At 65.4% G+C, this 16,183-nt stretch carries 14 protein-coding genes and 1 other annotated feature; of the genes, 11 read left to right on the top strand and 3 right to left on the bottom strand.

Going from position 1 to position 16,183, the window contains the following annotated elements:
- Window positions 1-18: 18 nt before the first annotated feature.
- From BA190_RS12095 to BA190_RS12085, 3 genes are read right to left on the bottom strand one after another with little or no spacing between them, the layout of a single operon-like run.
- Window positions 19-1,785 (bottom strand): 2Fe-2S iron-sulfur cluster-binding protein, encoded by a 1,767-nt coding sequence (locus BA190_RS12095; protein WP_068286920.1) that lies wholly within the window; start codon window positions 1,783-1,785, stop codon window positions 19-21.
- 26 nt (window positions 1,786-1,811) lie between these two features.
- On the bottom strand, window positions 1,812-2,717 hold the full coding sequence (locus BA190_RS12090; protein ID WP_068286916.1) for an aromatic ring-hydroxylating dioxygenase subunit alpha: 906 nt from the start codon (window positions 2,715-2,717) through the stop codon (window positions 1,812-1,814).
- Window positions 2,718-2,750: 33 nt separating this feature from the next.
- On the bottom strand, window positions 2,751-3,617 hold the full coding sequence (locus BA190_RS12085) for an aromatic ring-hydroxylating dioxygenase subunit alpha (RefSeq protein WP_068286913.1): 867 nt from the start codon (window positions 3,615-3,617) through the stop codon (window positions 2,751-2,753).
- 195 nt (window positions 3,618-3,812) lie between these two features.
- On the opposite strand from BA190_RS12085, the gene BA190_RS12080 reads away from it, so the two are divergent.
- The 11 genes from BA190_RS12080 to BA190_RS12030 form a co-directional block, all read left to right on the top strand.
- Entirely contained in the window at window positions 3,813-4,583 is a 771-nt protein-coding gene (locus BA190_RS12080; protein WP_068286910.1) for a GntR family transcriptional regulator, read from the top strand.
- A gap of 62 nt (window positions 4,584-4,645) precedes the next feature.
- On the top strand, window positions 4,646-5,740 hold the full coding sequence (locus BA190_RS12075; protein ID WP_068286908.1) for a BMP family ABC transporter substrate-binding protein: 1,095 nt from the start codon (window positions 4,646-4,648) through the stop codon (window positions 5,738-5,740).
- 93 nt (window positions 5,741-5,833) lie between these two features.
- Entirely contained in the window at window positions 5,834-7,366 is a 1,533-nt protein-coding gene (locus BA190_RS12070) for an ABC transporter ATP-binding protein (RefSeq protein ID WP_068286905.1), read from the top strand.
- On the top strand, window positions 7,356-8,423 hold the full coding sequence (locus BA190_RS12065) for an ABC transporter permease (protein ID WP_068286891.1): 1,068 nt from the start codon (window positions 7,356-7,358) through the stop codon (window positions 8,421-8,423). The genes BA190_RS12070 and BA190_RS12065 overlap by 11 nt, the downstream gene beginning before the upstream one ends.
- Window positions 8,423-9,343 carry an ABC transporter permease gene (locus BA190_RS12060; protein ID WP_068286887.1) on the top strand — a complete coding sequence of 307 codons (921 nt, stop codon included), beginning with the start codon at window positions 8,423-8,425 and terminating at the stop codon, window positions 9,341-9,343. The genes BA190_RS12065 and BA190_RS12060 overlap by 1 nt, the downstream gene beginning before the upstream one ends.
- A gap of 272 nt (window positions 9,344-9,615) precedes the next feature.
- A complete protein-coding gene (locus BA190_RS12055; RefSeq protein WP_068286880.1) occupies window positions 9,616-10,911 on the top strand; it encodes an amidohydrolase family protein in 1,296 nt (431 codons plus the stop codon).
- Between the two features lie 172 nt (window positions 10,912-11,083).
- Window positions 11,084-12,118, top strand: a complete 1,035-nt coding sequence (locus BA190_RS12050) for a BMP family protein (protein WP_068286876.1) — start codon at window positions 11,084-11,086, stop codon at window positions 12,116-12,118.
- Window positions 12,119-12,240: 122 nt separating this feature from the next.
- Window positions 12,241-13,746, top strand: a complete 1,506-nt coding sequence (locus tag BA190_RS12045) for an ABC transporter ATP-binding protein (RefSeq protein ID WP_068286874.1) — start codon at window positions 12,241-12,243, stop codon at window positions 13,744-13,746.
- A complete protein-coding gene (locus BA190_RS12040; protein ID WP_068286871.1) occupies window positions 13,746-14,801 on the top strand; it encodes an ABC transporter permease in 1,056 nt (351 codons plus the stop codon). Before BA190_RS12045 ends, BA190_RS12040 begins: the two co-directional genes overlap by 1 nt.
- Entirely contained in the window at window positions 14,798-15,742 is a 945-nt protein-coding gene (locus BA190_RS12035; RefSeq protein ID WP_068286868.1) for an ABC transporter permease, read from the top strand. The genes BA190_RS12040 and BA190_RS12035 overlap by 4 nt, the downstream gene beginning before the upstream one ends.
- Before the next feature lie 110 nt (window positions 15,743-15,852).
- Window positions 15,853-15,908, top strand: a sequence feature (sul1 is cis-regulatory element that is thought to sense ions involved in sulfur or methionine metabolism; They are found in Alphaproteobacteria).
- Window positions 15,909-15,977: 69 nt separating this feature from the next.
- A partial coding sequence (locus BA190_RS12030; protein WP_162275095.1) for a SulP family inorganic anion transporter occupies window positions 15,978-16,183 on the top strand: 206 nt, incomplete at its 3' end.

Here is a 16,183-nt window from a genome sequence, read left to right as displayed (position 1 = left end):
ACAAAAATTATCGTTGCGCTAGAGATCGAGAATGAGGCGGGCGGATTTGGCACGCGACACGCAGGTCATGATCTTGGTGCCCGATTTCTTCTCGGCTTCGGTGAGATAGACGTCCTGGTGATCGGGTTCACCCTCGATGACCGAGCACAGGCAGGTACCGCAGGCCCCCTGCTCGCAGGACGAAGGCATGTCGATGCCGGCCTCGCGCATGACTTCCAGGATGGTGCGGCCTGCCGGCACTGTCAGCGTCATGTTCGAGCGCGCCAGGGCGATCTCGAAGCTGGACGAGTCGTCGATCTCCTTGGTGTTCTTGAAATACTCGAAATGCACTGCCTCTTCCGGCCAGCCGAGCTCGGCGGCGATGGCCCGCGTCGCCTCCAGCATCGGCCCGGGGCCGCAGAGATAGAGATGCGTGTCGCCGTCATAGGAACCAAGAATTTCGCGCAGCTTCGCCGCCGTCGCTTCCGGGCCGAGCCCGAGATGCGGCACCAGCGTCGCCTTCAGAAGATCCAGCCTATCGCGGAAGGCAAGCTGGCCCTCGTTCTGCGCGAAATAGTGAAACTCATGCGCCAGCCCCTGGTGATGCAGCGCCTGGGCCATGGCCAGCATCGGGGTCACGCCGATGCCGCCAGCGATGAAGAGGGTCTTCGAGGCATCCCGGCGCAGGGGGAAATTGTTGCGCGGATCGGAGATCGCCAGCACGTCTCCTTCGCGCACCGTCTCGTGCAGGCAGGACGAGCCCCCCTTGGAGTCGCGCTCCAGCTTGACGCCGATGACATAGCGGTCGGCCTCGCCCGGACCGTTGGTGATCGAATATTGGCGGATCAGGCCATTGGGCAGATGCACGTCGATATGGGCGCCGGGCTGGAAGGTCGGCAGCAGGCCTTTCACCGGGCGCAGTTCGAACCCGGCAATGCCGTCGGCCGCCGGCCATTTGCGCGCCACCTCGACGCGAATAGTGGCCTTGCGGCCATGCGCGGTGAGTTCAGGCATTTCGGCAAGCTCGGGCGAGACCCGCTCGATCACTGCCTCCAGGAGCGCGGGCGTCGGCCGGTCAGCCGCCTCGCGTTCCAGCCTGTCACGCAATTTCGACAGGAGCTCGTTGTGATGGCGCAGCACCGCCGGCCGGGCGGCGCCTTCAGGAATGACGTCGAGCACGCCGCGGATGACGGAGCGGTTGGAATCGACCGGCTGCACGAAGAAGACCGCCAGGGTCGAGTGCTCGCCTTCCTTCGAGCGCAGCGCGACGCTCAAGCCGTTGGCAGCCTCGACCACCGCCTCGGCAGACGAGCCCGCCAAGGCATCGCTTGGCTGGAAACGATAGGCTTTCAGCCCCTCCGCCACCAATTCGGGCGGCGCATTCACCGGGATGCCGCGCAGGGCCAGGAGATTGCCTTCCGAAAGACCCGTTATCTCCGGCACCTCGCCGATCGGCTCCTCGGCCGACCAGATCAGGCCGTAGCGCTCCACCGAGGCGAAGGTCCGGTTGGTGATGGTGCGCGCCGGGGCATCGGCCGGATGGGCCGGGATATAGGTGCAGCCCGCGGTGCGGTTGGAATAGCGCCAGCCATGGTATTGGCATTTGAGCTCGCGCCCATCATTGATGCCGATCGACAGGCGCACGCCACGATGCAGGCAGCGGTTCTCCCAGATGTTGACGTAGCCGTCATCGGCGCGCCAGACGGCGAATTCGCGGCCGAGCAACTGGCCATGGAAGACATGGCGGAACGGCAGGTCATGCGACGCGGCAATGGGATGCCAGCGGGTCTTGGCGGTCTCGAGCATAGTGGTCTCCGAAAATCGGGTCTTTGTCAGGTCGCGGCCGGGATGACGCCATAGGTCACACCCTTCTGGCTGAGCCAGCGGCGATAGGCGATCGCCGACTTGTCGGCGCGGATCGGCGTCTCGGCCCTGGGATCGAGTGGCAGACGCTTGGGGAACTGGTTTTCGAGGATCGGCTTGTCCTGCCCGAAAATGGTCTGCTGGAAGCGCTTGATCACCTTGTCCTCGTTCTCCTCGTCGAGGACGCACAGCATCATGTGGGCGCGGACATGCTCCTGGTCGACCGGCTGCAGGAAGACGGCGATGACGTCGCGCCGGCTCTCGTCGGCCGGGCTCGATTTGTAGAGCACCGAGCAGAAGGGATGGGGAACGCGGTAGACATAGTCGACATCGGCCCCCCCGGTGGAGACAGTCGAGGCCATGGGCTGAAAGAAGCGGCAGCGCGTCGCCAGGATCTCGTCGCGGTCAACAGAGATCTCGACGTCATATTCCTTCACCTCGGTATGCGGCTCGGCGCCGAGGATGTCGGTGTGAACATAGGGAAAATGGCCCATGTCGAGGAAGTTCTCGATGGCACGCGGCGCCGAGACATTCACGCCGATACTGGCGGCATTCAAGCGGCGGCGATCGGGTTCGGCGAATTCCGGAATGGGGAAGAGCTCCGCAGGCGGCGTGCCGAGCGAGGTCCAGACATAGCCATAGGCTAGCTTGACCGGCAGTGTGTCTCCCAGGGCTTCGACATCGACCGGATCGCTCGCGGCAAGCCCCGGTCGCTTCAACCAGACGGCCGCATTGCCGCGCTCATCGATCGCATAGCCAAGCCTTTCCTCCAGCAGCACCGTCTCGGCGACCTTGCCGGCGGCCGTCTCGGCCATGGCCGCGAGCGGATGCCAGAGATTGAGAGTCACCGGATCCTTGCAGCGTGTCTCGATCATCATTGTTCCTCTTGATTTGCGTCGGCGCAGACTTCAAAGCCGCGCCGGTATGGCGCCGTAGGAGACCGCATGGTCCCTGAGCCAGCGCCGGTAATGGACGGAGACGGCGTCGGCCCGGATCGGCGTCTCGGCGCGCGGATCGAGCGGCAGGCGCTTGGGCAGCTGGTTCTCCAGGATCGGCTTGTCCTGGGCGAAGATCAACTGCATGAAACCGCGGATGGCAGCCTCGCCTGTACCGTCCTTCACATAGCAAAGCAGGGGGTGGGCCACGCAATTCTCCTCGTCCACCGGCTGGACGAACAGCACGATCACGTCGGAGCGCTCCTTGTGCACGGAATTGCTCTTGTAGAGCGCCACCGTATAGGGCCGGATCACCTTGTAGACATAGTCGACCAAGAAGCCTCCTTCCGCCGAGGGCGAGGCAAAGGGCTGGAAGAACTTGCATTCGGTCGCCAGGATCTCGTCGGCCTCGGTCACCCGCACGTTATAGGGCGCTACTTCGGTATGAGGTTCCTCTCCCAGGGTGCCCGAATGCACGAAGGGAAGATGGCCCAGGTCGAGGAAATTCTCGACGGCCCGCAACCCGGAGGCACGGACGGCGATCGAGCCACCGGTCACCAGATAGCGATCCTCCTCCACGGCTTCGGGCACGAGGGGGATGTCGCGCTCCGCCACGCCCAGGCAGGCCCACAGAAAACCGTAGCGGCTGGTCGAGACAACAGCGCGCCCATCGCCCTGACGGACAACCCGCCAATCGGCGCTGTCGTCCCTGCGAATATCCAGCGCCACGCCGAGCAGGCGGGTTTGGAAGGGCTTGCCGGGTATCAGGTTCGCCAGGTCGGCAATCACATGCCAGTCGTTCAGAAGAACTTGGTCGCTACAAAGGGTTGCTTGGCTCATCGCACCCTCCCCTCGGCTAGCTCTTCCCCATGAACCTAGCTCCGTTACGGGCATTGGAACCACAGGATTGGATATCAATCAATTAAAAATTGCACGACAAAGAATGATTCTTGATTGACAGGGAGAGAGGATTGAATACCGATATGGTGCAGGCAGTTCGGACATGCCGTGCTGCCGGCGCGGGAGGTATTGGGCATGAGCAGCCGCTCGCAGGCAATAGCCGACATCCTGACCCGGGCCATCATCGAGCACCGGCTGGTGCCGGGCTGCAAGCTCGGCGAACGGGAGCTCGCCGAGATCTTCGACGTCAGCCGCATCGTGGTGCGCCAGGCCTTGATCCGGCTCGCCGATGACGGCCTCGCCCAGATCGAGCGCAATCGCGGCGCCTTCGTCGCCCGCCCCGGCATGCAGGAAGCGCTGGAGATCTACGACGCGCTGACCTTGGTCGAACAGGGCGTGGCGGCGCAGCTCAGCGACAGGCTCGGTCCGGCCGGCTGGGCCGAATTGCGCCAGCATGTCGAACGCCAGCGCCAGGCCATCGCCGCCGGCAACGATGCCCTGGCCGATGTCCTCGGCCAGGAATTCCACACGATCTTCGTCCGTTTGAGCCGCAACAAGGTGATGCAGGACATCCATGCCCAGCTCGTCCGCCGGACCACGCTGCTGCGCTCGCTGGTCACCGCCGATTTCGACTATTGCAACCTGATCGACGATCATTCGCGGGTGATCGACCTGCTCGAGAAGGGGCGCCTCAAACAGGCGATGGAGCTGATCGACACCCATCATCGCAGCGTGGTGCGCGGCTATATCATGGATAGGCAGGTCTTCCCGGAACTGTCGCCCCGCGAAGCCCTTGAGCCTTATCTGGAGCCGGAAGCCAGCGAAACTTTGCGGACCCGTCGAGAAACCGCCCAGAAAAGCAATGGTGAGGCGGCAAAGCATCGCCATAGCCACACTTCGAAATAGACACTTCCATACAGACTCGGCGACAAGCCGGGCATTCACCGAGCCAACAGAGGACTGCCATCATGATCGACCTGACGAGGCGCAAATTCCTGCAATATTCCGGCATGGCCGGCGCTGCCCTGGGAGCCGGGAGCTTCGCGAGCCGCGCCTATGCGGATGAGCCGCTCAAGATCGGCGTCGTCTACGTTTCGCCCATCGCCGATATCGGCTGGACCAAGCAGCACAGCCTCGGCGTCGAAGCGATCAAGAAGGAATTCGGCGACAAGGTCGCGATCACCGTCATCGACAACATCTTCATGCCGCAGGACGCCGAACGCGTCTTCCGCGAGCTTGCTTCGTCCGGCAACAAGCTGATCTTCGGCACCAGCTTCTCGCATGGCACGCCGCTGCAGAAGGTGGCGCCGCGCTTCCCCAAGATCGCCTTCGAGCATTGCTCCGGCATCGTGCACCTGGCCAATCTCGGCACCTTCGAAGCCAAATATTACGAGGGCACCTTCGTCGCCGGCGCCGCCGGAGCCTATATGAGCAAATCCGGCAAGATCGGCTTCATCGGCGGCTTCCCGATCCCCGATATCGTCGGCCCCGCCAATGCGCTGCTGCTCGGCGCCCAGAGCGTGAAGCCGGAGATCACCTGCAACGCGATCTTCCTCAATTCCTGGTTCGACCCCGGCAAGGAGAAGGAGGCCGCCAAGACCCTGCTGTCGCAAGGCTGCGACGTGATCTGCTCGATGACCGATACCGCGACCGGCGTGCAGGTCGCCGGCGAAGGCGGCGCCTGGTCGATCGGCTATGCCAGCGACATGTCGAAGTTCGGCGCCGGCAAGCAGCTCACCGCCTTCACGATAGACTGGTCGAGCGACTATGTGCGCGCGGCAAAAGGCGTGGCCGATGGCAATTGGAAGCCAGAGGCACGCTGGGATGGCCTCGCCGGCGGCGTGGTCAAGATGGCGCCTTACAACGAAGCCATCCCTTCGGACGTGGTCACCAAGCTCAAGCAACTGGAGGCCGACATCGGCTCGGGCAAGGTCCACCCCTATGCGGGCGAACTCAAGGACCAGGCAGGCACCGTCAAGGTCGCGGCCGGCGCGGTGGCCACGGATGCCGACATCCGCGGCATGAACTGGTTCGTCAAGGGCATGATCGGCAAGCTCGGCTGACGCTTCATCGGCAAGATTCCCACCGGAGGGGCCAACTCTCCGGTGGGCCCTTGCGCGCCCACCCCATCACGTCCAGCCAATTCAGGACCGGCCATGCCCCCGCGCCTCGAACTGCGCAACATCACCAAGAGCTATCCCGGCGTCGTTGCCAATGACGGCATCTCGCTCTCGATCATGCCCGGGGAAATCCATGCGGTGCTGGGGGAGAACGGCGCCGGCAAATCGACGCTGATGAAGATCATCTATGGCGCGGCCCGGGCCGATTCCGGCGAGATCCTTTGCGACGGCAGGCCGATCGATGCGCATGACCCGGCCAGTTCGCGCGCCCTCGGCATCGAGATGGTCTACCAGCATTTCGCCCTGTTCGAGTCCGTCACCGTCGTCGAGAACATCGCCCTCAGCGCCCCCGGCCCTTTCCGGCTGGAAGAACTGGCCGGACAGATCACGGCGCTGTCGGAACGCTACGGCATGCCGATCGATCCCCGGCGGCGGGTCCACGACCTCTCCGTCGGCGAACGCCAGCGCGTCGAAATCGTGCGCTGCCTGCTGCGCACGCCCAAGATCCTGATCCTGGACGAGCCGACCTCGGTGCTCACGCCGCAGGCGGTGGTGAAACTGTTCGAGACGCTGCGCCAGCTCGCCGCCGAAGGCTGCAGCATCCTCTATATCAGCCACAAGCTCGACGAAGTGCAGGCGCTTTGCGACTCCGCCACCGTACTGCGCAATGGCCGGGTGACCGGCACCGCCAAGCCCAAGCAGAGCACATCGGTGGAACTGGCCCGTCTGATGGTCGGCTCGACCCTGCCGGAAATGAAGGTCACGCCCTCGACACGCAGCGCCGGGCCGGTCCTCCAGGTACGCGGCCTGTCGGTGCCATCCGACAAGGGGAGTGTCGCCCTGCACGATGTCGGCTTCGAGGTGCATGGTGGCGAGATCGTCGGCCTCGCCGGCGTCTCGGGCAATGGCCAGGCCGAGCTGATCGCCGCCCTCAGCGGCGAGCGGGCTGTCGCCGATCATGAGGCCATCCGTTTCGGCGGACAGGCCGTCGGTCGGTTCGATGCCGCCGCCAGGCGCCGGCGCGGTTTCGCCTTCGTGCCGGAGGAGAGACTCGGCCGTGGCGCCGTGCCGCCGCATGCGCTGTGGGAGAACGCCGTGCTCACGGCCCATGGCAAGGACCTAGTGCGCCATGGCCTGGTCGACCGCAAGCGGGCGATGGGCTTTGCCGGCAGCGTCATCGAGACATTCAAGGTGAAGGCGAACGGCCCGCGCGCCAGCGCGCGCAGCCTTTCCGGCGGCAATCTGCAGAAATTCATCGTGGGGCGGGAAATCGCGCTGGCGCCGAACCTGTTCCTGGTTTCCCAGCCGACCTGGGGGGTCGATGTCGGCGCGGCCGCCTTCATCCACCAGACGCTGATCGATCTCAGCCGTGCGGGCGCGGCCGTGCTGGTGATTTCCGAGGAACTCGACGAGCTCTTCGAGATCTGCGACCGGCTGCTGGTGATCTGCCAGGGGCGCGTCTCGCCTCCCCTCGTCCGGAGCCAAACCAATCGCGAGGAGGTCGGCCTGCTCATGACCAGGATCGGTGGCCAGGGCCAGAATGGTGGGAGCAGTTCCGTTGCGCTTTAAGATCGAACAAAGACCCGAACCATCCGCCGCCATGCGCCTCGCCGCGCCCGTGGTCGCGGTCCTGCTCACTTTGCTGGTCGGCTCCATTCTGTTCGCAGCGCTGGGCCAGGATCCGCTCCAGACCCTGCAGGCCTTCTTCATCGCGCCGCTGAACTCGATGAACGGCGTCTCGGAATGGCTGCTGAAAGCCTCACCCTTGATCCTGATCGCCTGCGGCCTCGCCGTCGGCTTCCGCGCCAATGTCTGGAACATCGGCGCGGAGGGCCAATTGATCATCGGGGCGATCGCCGCCTGCGGCGTCGGCCTGTTCTATCCCGATCCGGAAAGCCGGCTGCTGCTGCCGCTGATGATCCTGGCGGGCGCGCTGGCGGGCATGGCCTGGGCCGCAATTCCCGCCTTCCTCAGGGCGCGGATGAACACCAACGAGATCCTGGTCACGTTGATGCTCACCTATATCGCCGGCCTGCTGCTGTCCTGGCTGGTGCATGGCCCCTGGCGCGATCCCGCCGGTTTCAACTATCCGCAGACGGCGCTGCTGCCCCCGGCCGCGATGTTTCCCGTCTTCGACGATGCCTATCGCCTCAACACCTCTGTGATCCTCACCGTGATCGGTGTGGTGGCGATGTGGCTGTTCACGGACCGCAGCTTCCTTGGCTACAAGATGTCGGTCAGCGGCGCGGCCCCGCTTGCCGCCCGCTATGCCGGCTTCCGCGAATCCGCGGCGGTGTGGACGGGCCTGCTCGCCGGCGGCGCGGCCGCGGGCATTTCCGGCATGGCCGAACTGTCCGGACCGCTCGGGCAACTATCTCCACAGATCTCGCCCGGCTACGGCTTTGCTGCGATCATCGTCGCCTTCATCGGCCGGCTCAACGCCTTCGGCATCGTGCTCGGCGGGTTGTTGATGTCGCTGCTCTTCCTCGGCGGCGAAAGCGTGCAGCTCACCATCGGCCTGTCCTCCTCCCTCACCCGCATCTTCCAGGGCATCCTGCTGTTCTTCCTGCTCGCTGCGGATTTCTTCATCTTCTACCGGTTCAGCCCCGTGCGGGAGCATGCCTGATGGACCTCACCATCGCGATCTTCACCGGCACCATCATCGCCGCCACGCCGCTGATCTATGCCGCCCTCGGCGAATTGGTGGTGGAGAAATCCGGCGTCCTCAATCTGGGCATCGAGGGCATGATGCTGATGGGCGCCGCCTTCGCCTTCTGGGCGGTGATGGCTGGTATGCCCATGCCCGTCGCCATCCTGATCGGCGCGCTGGCCGGCGCCGCGGCCTCGCTGCTGTTCGGCGTGCTCGCTCTCACCTTCCTCACCAACCAATATGCCGCCGGCCTGGCGCTTGCCATTTTCGGCTCGGGCGTCTCCGCCTTTGTCGGACGCAATTTCGGCAGCGCCCCGATCGAGGCCCTGAAGCCGCTCGACATCCCCATGCTTTCCCAGCTTCCGGTGATCGGGCCGATGTTCTTCCGCTTCGACGCGATGGTCTATTTCGCCTTCGTGCTGTTCGCGGCGATCAGCTGGTTCCTCTATCGCACCAAGGCCGGCCTGGTCCTGCGCACCATGGGCGAGTCGCCGGAGACCTCGCATGCGATCGGCTATCCCGTCGTGCGTATCCGCTACATGGCCGTGCTGTTCGGCGGCTTGATGGCGGGCCTTGCCGGTGCCTATCTCTCGGTCGCCTACACGCCGCTCTGGGTCGAGAACATGACGGCCGGCAAGGGCTGGATCTCGCTGGCTTTGGTGGTGTTCGCCACCTGGCGGCCGCTGCGCGTCCTGCTCGGCGCGTGGCTGTTCGGCGGCATGACCATCCTGCAATTGCAGGGCCAGGCGCTCGGCCTTGCCGTGCCCTCAGAGTTGCTTTCGGCCCTGCCCTATCTCGCCACCATCGTGGTGCTGGTGTTGATCTCACGCAACCGTCAGATCCTGGCCCTGCACTTCCCGGCCTCGCTGGCCAAGCCGTTCAGGCCGGCGGGGTGAGGGCCGGGCGCCGGGCGCTTCACTTAAGCTTCTTCGATTTTACGCGACCTTTGTCATTGCAGGGCTTGTCCCGGCAATCCAGCTCTTCCTGCCGGTTTGCACGTGTGGCTTCTGGATAGCCGGGTCAAGCCCGGCTATGACAAATCGGAGCACCTACCCTTCGGTGGACTGCATTGAGGGCAAGATCGCTTGCGCCATTGGCCGAATCCGTCAAACCGCCCATGATGACAATCGCCCTTCCTTCCTGAACGATTTTCAACGGAACCGCCTCGATGTCGCTCGACCTCATCGTCACCAACGCCACCCTGCCCGACGGACGCACCGGCCAGGACATCGCTGTAACGGGCGGACGCATCACCGCCATCGAGCCGGGCATTGCGGCCGAGGCCGCCCAGCGCATCGATGCCGGCGGACATCTGGTGGCGCCGCCCTTCGTCGACTGCCACTTCCACATGGACGCCACGCTGTCGCTGGGCCTTCCCAGGCTCAACCAGTCGGGCACGCTTTTGGAAGGGATTGCGCTGTGGGGCGAGCTCAAGCCCATGCTGACCCATGAGGCGGTGATCGAACGGGCGCTGCGCTATTGCGACCTCGCCGTCAGCCAGGGTCTGCTGGCCGTGCGCAGCCATGTCGACATCTGCGACGACCGCCTGCTCGCGGTGGAAGCCCTGCTCGAGGTCAAGGCCCGGGTGAAACCCTATCTCGACCTGCAACTCGTCGCCTTCCCGCAGGACGGCTATTACCGTTCGCCCACCGCCGCCGGGAATCTCGAGCGGGCGCTCGACATGGGTGTCGACGTGGTCGGCGGCATTCCCCATTTCGAACGCACGATGGAAGACGGCACCGCCTCGGTGAAAGCGCTGTGCGCCATCGCCGCCAAGCGCGGCCTGATGATCGATTTGCATTGCGACGAGAGCGACGATCCCCATTCGCGCCATATCGAGACGCTGGCGGCGGAGGCCCATCGCCTCGGCCTGGGCCGGCGGGCGGCCGGCTCGCATCTCACCTCCATGCACTCGATGGATTCCTATTATGTCTCCAAGCTGCTGCCGCTGATCCTGGAGGCGGGCATCTTCGCGATCGCCAATCCGCTGATCAACATCACCCTGCAGGGCCGCCACGACAGCTATCCCAAGCGTCGCGGCCTGATGCGCATCCCCGAGATGCGCGCGCTCGGCATTCCCGTGGCGCTCGGCCAGGATTGCGTGATGGATCCCTGGTACGGGCTCGGTGGCGCCGACATGCTGGATGTCGCGCATATGGCCGTGCATGCCGTGCCGATGACCAGCCGCGAGGCGATACGCTGGGCCTTCGAAGCGGTGACCTCGGTGCCGGCCGCCGTGATGGGGCTGGAAGACTATGGCCTTGCCAAGGGCTGCCACGCCGATTTCGTCATCCTGCAGGCGGCCGATACGATCGAGGCCGTGCGCATGCGCCCTACCCGCCTCGCCGTCGTGCGCCGTGGCAAGGTGATTGCGCAGACACCGGCCCGGCGCAGCACGCTCGACCTGCCCGGTCGACCCGCCAGCCTCGATCCGGCGAGCTATGCGCCCAAGGCGGCGGGGTAAGAGTGGTGTGCCGGTCTTCAGACCGGTGCCCAACCTGATTTGACCATCTGGACAGGCGTCGCGCCACAGGGCACATTGCTCCGGCAAGAGCCGTCAAGTGCTTGGCAAACCAGACGTTCCATCCCGTATTTCGAACCGTTTTAAACTTTATCCGACAAAAGAGGGGAATGACATGTCGCGTAGAGATCGCAGCCTGCTTCAAGGGGAAACAGGCCTGTCGCGCCGCCATTTCATCGGGCTGGGCGCTGCCGGCCTGGTCGCGGCCGGGCTACCACTGCCGGCTTTCGCCGCCTCCGACAAGAAGCTCAAGGTTGCCGCGATCTTCGCTACCCCGATCGAGGAGCCCTGGGACAAGCAGATCCATGTCGCCCTCACCAAGGCGGCGAAGGAACTCGGCATCGACTACAAGTTCTCCGAGAAGGTCCAGGCTGCCGATTTCGGTCGCGTCATGCGCGAATATGCCCAGGGCGGCTATGAGCTGGTGATGGGCGATGCCTTCGCCGCCGAGCGCGAATCCCGCCGCACCGCCAAGCAGTTCCCCAAGACCGCCTTCCTGTTCGGCTCCGGTGCCGGCCCGGCCGAGCCCAATTTCGGTGTGTTCGACAACTGGATCCATGAGCCGGCCTACCTGTCGGGCCTGATCGCCGGCAAGATGACCAAGTCCAACACCGTCGGCGCCGTGGCCGCCATGGGCATTCCCGAGGTGAACCGCCTGGTGAACGCCTTCTTTGCCGGCGCCAAGGAAGCCAATCCGCAGGTGAAGAAGAAGGTCACCTTCATCGGCTCCTTCTTCGATCCGCCCAAGGCCAAGGAGGCCGCGATCGCCCAGATCGACGGCGGCGTCGACGTCATCTATGCCGAGCGCTTCGGCGTGATCGACGCGGCCAAGGAAAAGAAGATCTACGCGATCTCCAACATGTCCGATCAATCGGACCAGGGGCCGGACACCGTGATCACCGGCCCGGTCTGGGACATGTACCCGACCGTGCAGCAGGCCATCAAGATGGTGCGCGCCGGGGTGTTCACCGCCCAGGATTACGGCGACTTCTCGCGCATGGCCAAGGGCGGCTCCTCGCTCGCCCCCTATCACAAGTTCGACAAGCTGCTGCCGGCCGAGGTGAAGGATCTGGTCGAGAAGAAGAAGGCTGACATCCTCGCCGGCACCTTCCGTGTCGACGTCGACGAGAACACGCCGGTCTCGGACTGAGGCCTATCCACAAGAGGCGCCGCGGCTGGGACCGCGGACATCACGACATGCAAGCATGTCGTTGACGTCCGCGGTCCCAGCCGCGGCGTTTCCTGCGCATCAACCGCAACGCGATCTTCATCATGCCTCCTCCCCTCGTCGAGATGCGCGGCATCTCCAAGCGCTTCGGCGCCGTCCAGGCCAACGCGGATGTGGATCTGCTGGTGCGTCCGGGCGAGATCGTCGGCCTGCTCGGCGAAAATGGGGCCGGCAAGACCACGCTGATGAACGTCCTGTTCGGCGCCTATGCGGCGGACGAGGGCGAGATCCTGATCGACGGGCAGGCACGGCGCATCCAGAGCTCCGCTGACGCGCTCGCAGCCGGCATCGGCATGGTGCACCAGCACTTCCATCTCGCCCCGCGCCTGAGCGTGCTCGAAAACCTGCTGGTCGGCCTGCCCGGCCGCGGCGGGCGCCTCGACCGGGCCGGCGCCCTCGCCCGCCTCGGCGAGATCGCCGCCAAGTTCAATCTCCGCCTCGATCCCGACAGGCCGGTGTCCTCGCTCGCCGTCGGCGAGCAGCAGCGGCTGGAAGTGATCAAGGCCCTGTTCCGCGGCGCGCGGCTCCTCATCCTCGACGAACCCACCGCCGTCCTCGCCCCCGAAGAGGCGGAAGGGCTGTTCAAGGCGCTGCGTGCCATGACGGCCGACGGGCTCGGCATCATCTTCATCTCGCACAAGCTCACCGAGGTGCGCGCCATCACCGATCGCTGCGTGGTGCTGCGCCATGGCCGCGTCGTCGGCTCGATCGCCGAACCTGCCGGGACCTCCTCGGCCGAGATGGCGCGGCTGATGTGCGGCCAGGAAATCGTGCCGCCACAGCGTCCCGCCTCCGAGCCCGGCGCCGTGGTCCTGTCGCTCGATGACGTCTCGACCGACCGGCATGGCGGCATGCGGCTCGCCGGTATTTCCCTTTCCGTGCGTGAGGGCGAGATCCTCGGCATTGCCGGTGTGACCGGCAATGGCCAGCGTGCTTTGGCGGACGTGGTCGCCGGCATGCTCGCTCCTTCGGCCGGAACACTGAAGATCGTCGGCGCCGAGGTTGTGCCCTATGGCCCGCGCCGCGTGCAGGAGATGGGGCTCGGCCGCATCCCCGAGGATCGCATGACGCAGGGCATGGTCACCGCCCTGCCGCTGGCCGACTCGATGGTGCTGCCGCGCGTCGGCACTGCTGCCTTCTCGGCTCGCGGCCTGCTCAAGCCGGGCGCCATCCAGGCCTTCGCCGAGGAGCAGATCCGGGCCTTCGACATACGCTGCCCCGGGCCCATGGCGCGGGCGGGCTCGCTGTCCGGCGGCAACATGCAGAAGGCCCTGCTGGCGCGGGAACTTGCCTTCGACCCGAAGGTGCTGATCGTGGCCCAGCCCACCCGCGGCCTCGATGTCGGCGCCGCCCGCTTCGTGCATGAGCGCTTCCTCGACCTGCGCGCCCGCCGCCGTGGCCTGATCGTGATCAGCGAGGACCTGGAAGAATTGCTCACCCTCTCCGACCGCATCGCCGTGCTCTATGAGGGGCGCGTTGCCGGCATCCTGCCGGCCGGCGAAGCCACGATCGAGAAACTCGGCCTGTTGATGACCGGAGCCAAGCACTGATGTTGAGGCTGGAACCCCGCCAATCCACCCCCGTCTGGCTGAATCTCACCTTGCCCGTGCTGGCCGTGGTGGTCACACTCGTCCTGTGCAGCGGCCTGATCGTGCTCGCAGGCGCCAATGTGTTCGAGGCCTATGGCCTGATGCTGAAGGGCGCCTTCGGTGATTTCTATGCCTTCACCGAGACGCTGGTGAAGGCCGCGCCGATGATCTTCACCGGCCTCGCCGTCGCTGTCGCCTTCCGCGCCAAGTTCTGGAACATCGGTGCCGAGGGCCAGTTGATGGCCGGCGCGGTGGCGAGTTGCTTCGTCGGCGCCTTTCCGATGCCCGGACCGCTCGCCTATGTCGCCATGGCGCTGGCAGGGGCGCTGGCCGGCGGCATTGCCGCGCTGATCCCGGCCCTTCTCAGGGTGAAGCTCAAGGTCGACGACGTCGTCTCCTCGCTTCTCCTCAATTCGGTGATCCTGCTCGGCGTGCTCGCCCTCATCGAAGGCCCTTGGAAGGATTCGCTCTCGGGCTATCCGATCTCGCCGCCGATCGAGGACAGCGCCAATTTCCCGGTTTTTTTCGAGGGCACGCGGCTGCATCTGGGCGTCCTGGCCGCCTTTCTGGCCGCCCCCGCCGTCTGGTTCCTGATCACGCGCACCACGCTGGGCTTTGCCATCCGCGTCACCGGCGAGAATGCCGAGGCGGCCGCCTATGGCGGCATCAAGGTCAATGCCATCCTGGTCGCCACCGCCTTGCTGTCCGGCGGGCTAGCAGGCCTGGCCGGCGTCGGCGAGGTCGGCGGCGTGCATTTCCAGGTGATGGGGGATCTGTCGCCGGGCTATGGCTATAGCGGCATCGTGATCGCCATGCTGGCACGGCTCAACCCGCTCGGCGTGGTGCCGGCTGCCCTGTTCTTCGCCGCGGCGATGACCGGCGCGGAAGCGATGTCGCGCGCCACCGGCGTGCCGGTCTTCCTGGCCGACGTCATCCAGGGCACCTCGCTGCTCACCATGCTGGTCGCGCTCCTGTTCACCTCCTATCGCCTGCGCTATCAGAGGGCTGCGGCATGAACCTGGTCCTCGAACAGATCTTCCAGGTCGGCTTCTTCGCGGCAACCCTGCGCATCGCCACCCCGCTGATCTTCGCCACCCTCGGCGAACTGATCTCCGAACGTGCGGGCGTGCTCAATCTCGGCATCGAGGGCATCATGCTGCTCTCGGCCATGACCGGCTTCACTGCCGCCTACTTTACCGGCAGCCCCTGGCTCGGCGTTGCAGCCGCCATCGCGACCGGAGCCCTGCTCGGGGCGCTGCATGCCGTGCTGACGGTGGCGCTCGGCCTCAGCCAGCATGTCTCCGGCATCGGCATCACCTTGTTCGCCTCCGGCCTTGCCTATTTCTTCTATCGCCTGGTGTTCGGCCAGCAGGCCTCGCCGCCGACCATCGCCGCCTTCCAGCCGGTGCCAATCCCCGGCCTTGCCGAGATCCCGATCCTGGGGCCGATCCTGTTCCAGCAATACGCCCTGGTCTATCTCGCGCTGATCGGCGTTGCCCTGACCGCTTTCCTGATCTATCGCACGCCCTGGGGCCTGGGCCTGCGCATGGTCGGCGAGAATCCGCGCGCCGCCGACTCAGCCGGCATCAGCGTCACCGCCCGCCGCTTCGAGGCCGTCATCCTGGGCGGCGTCCTGATGGGTCTCGGAGGCGCCTTCCTCACCATGGCCCAGTTCAACGCCTTCACCTTCGGCGTGATCTCGGGACGCGGCTGGATCTGCATCGCTTTGGTGGTGTTCGGGCGCTGGGATCCCCTGCGCGCCACCGGCGCCGCCCTGCTCTTTGCCTGCGTCGACGCGCTGCAGCTGCGCCTGCAGGCGGTGGGCCTGGGACACATCCCCTATCAGATCTTCCTGATGCTGCCCTTCCTGCTCACCATCGCGGCCATGGCGATGATGTCGCGCAACGCGGTGGCACCGGCGGCCCTGCTCAAGCCCTTCCGCAAGGAGGAGCGCTGAGCGCGAAAACGCGGCCGCCCTCGATTTGCTGCCGGCCGCAACAAAATTGCCCCGATGCGGCCTTTCGCCTTGCCTCGGCCTGCGCCTTGCCGCTAGAAGGAGGCCATTCAGAAGGACCCGGTGAAATTCCGGGTGGCTCTTCCGGCCGCCGATCCGCCGGATAACGCAAATGTCGTGACAGCATCATCCAACCCGCTTCATCGGGTATGGCCGCATGTCCCTTGCGAATTTTCTCATGAACAGATTGTCTGCCTATTCCCGGGAATGGTTTTCCAATCCGCGCGGCGACGTGCTTTCCGGCATCGTCGTCGCCCTCGCCCTGATCCCCGAGGCCATCGGCTTTTCGGTGATCGCGGGCGTCGACCCCAAGGTCGGCCTCTACGCTTCCGTGGTGATTGCCTGCGTGATTGCTTTCACCGGCGGGCGCCCCGCCCTGATCTC

It is taken from the genome of Labrys sp. WJW (assembly GCF_001676615.1).
Lineage (GTDB): Bacteria > Pseudomonadota > Alphaproteobacteria > Rhizobiales > Labraceae > Labrys > Labrys sedimenti.
This window is presented reverse-complemented; position numbering and strand designations above follow the sequence as displayed.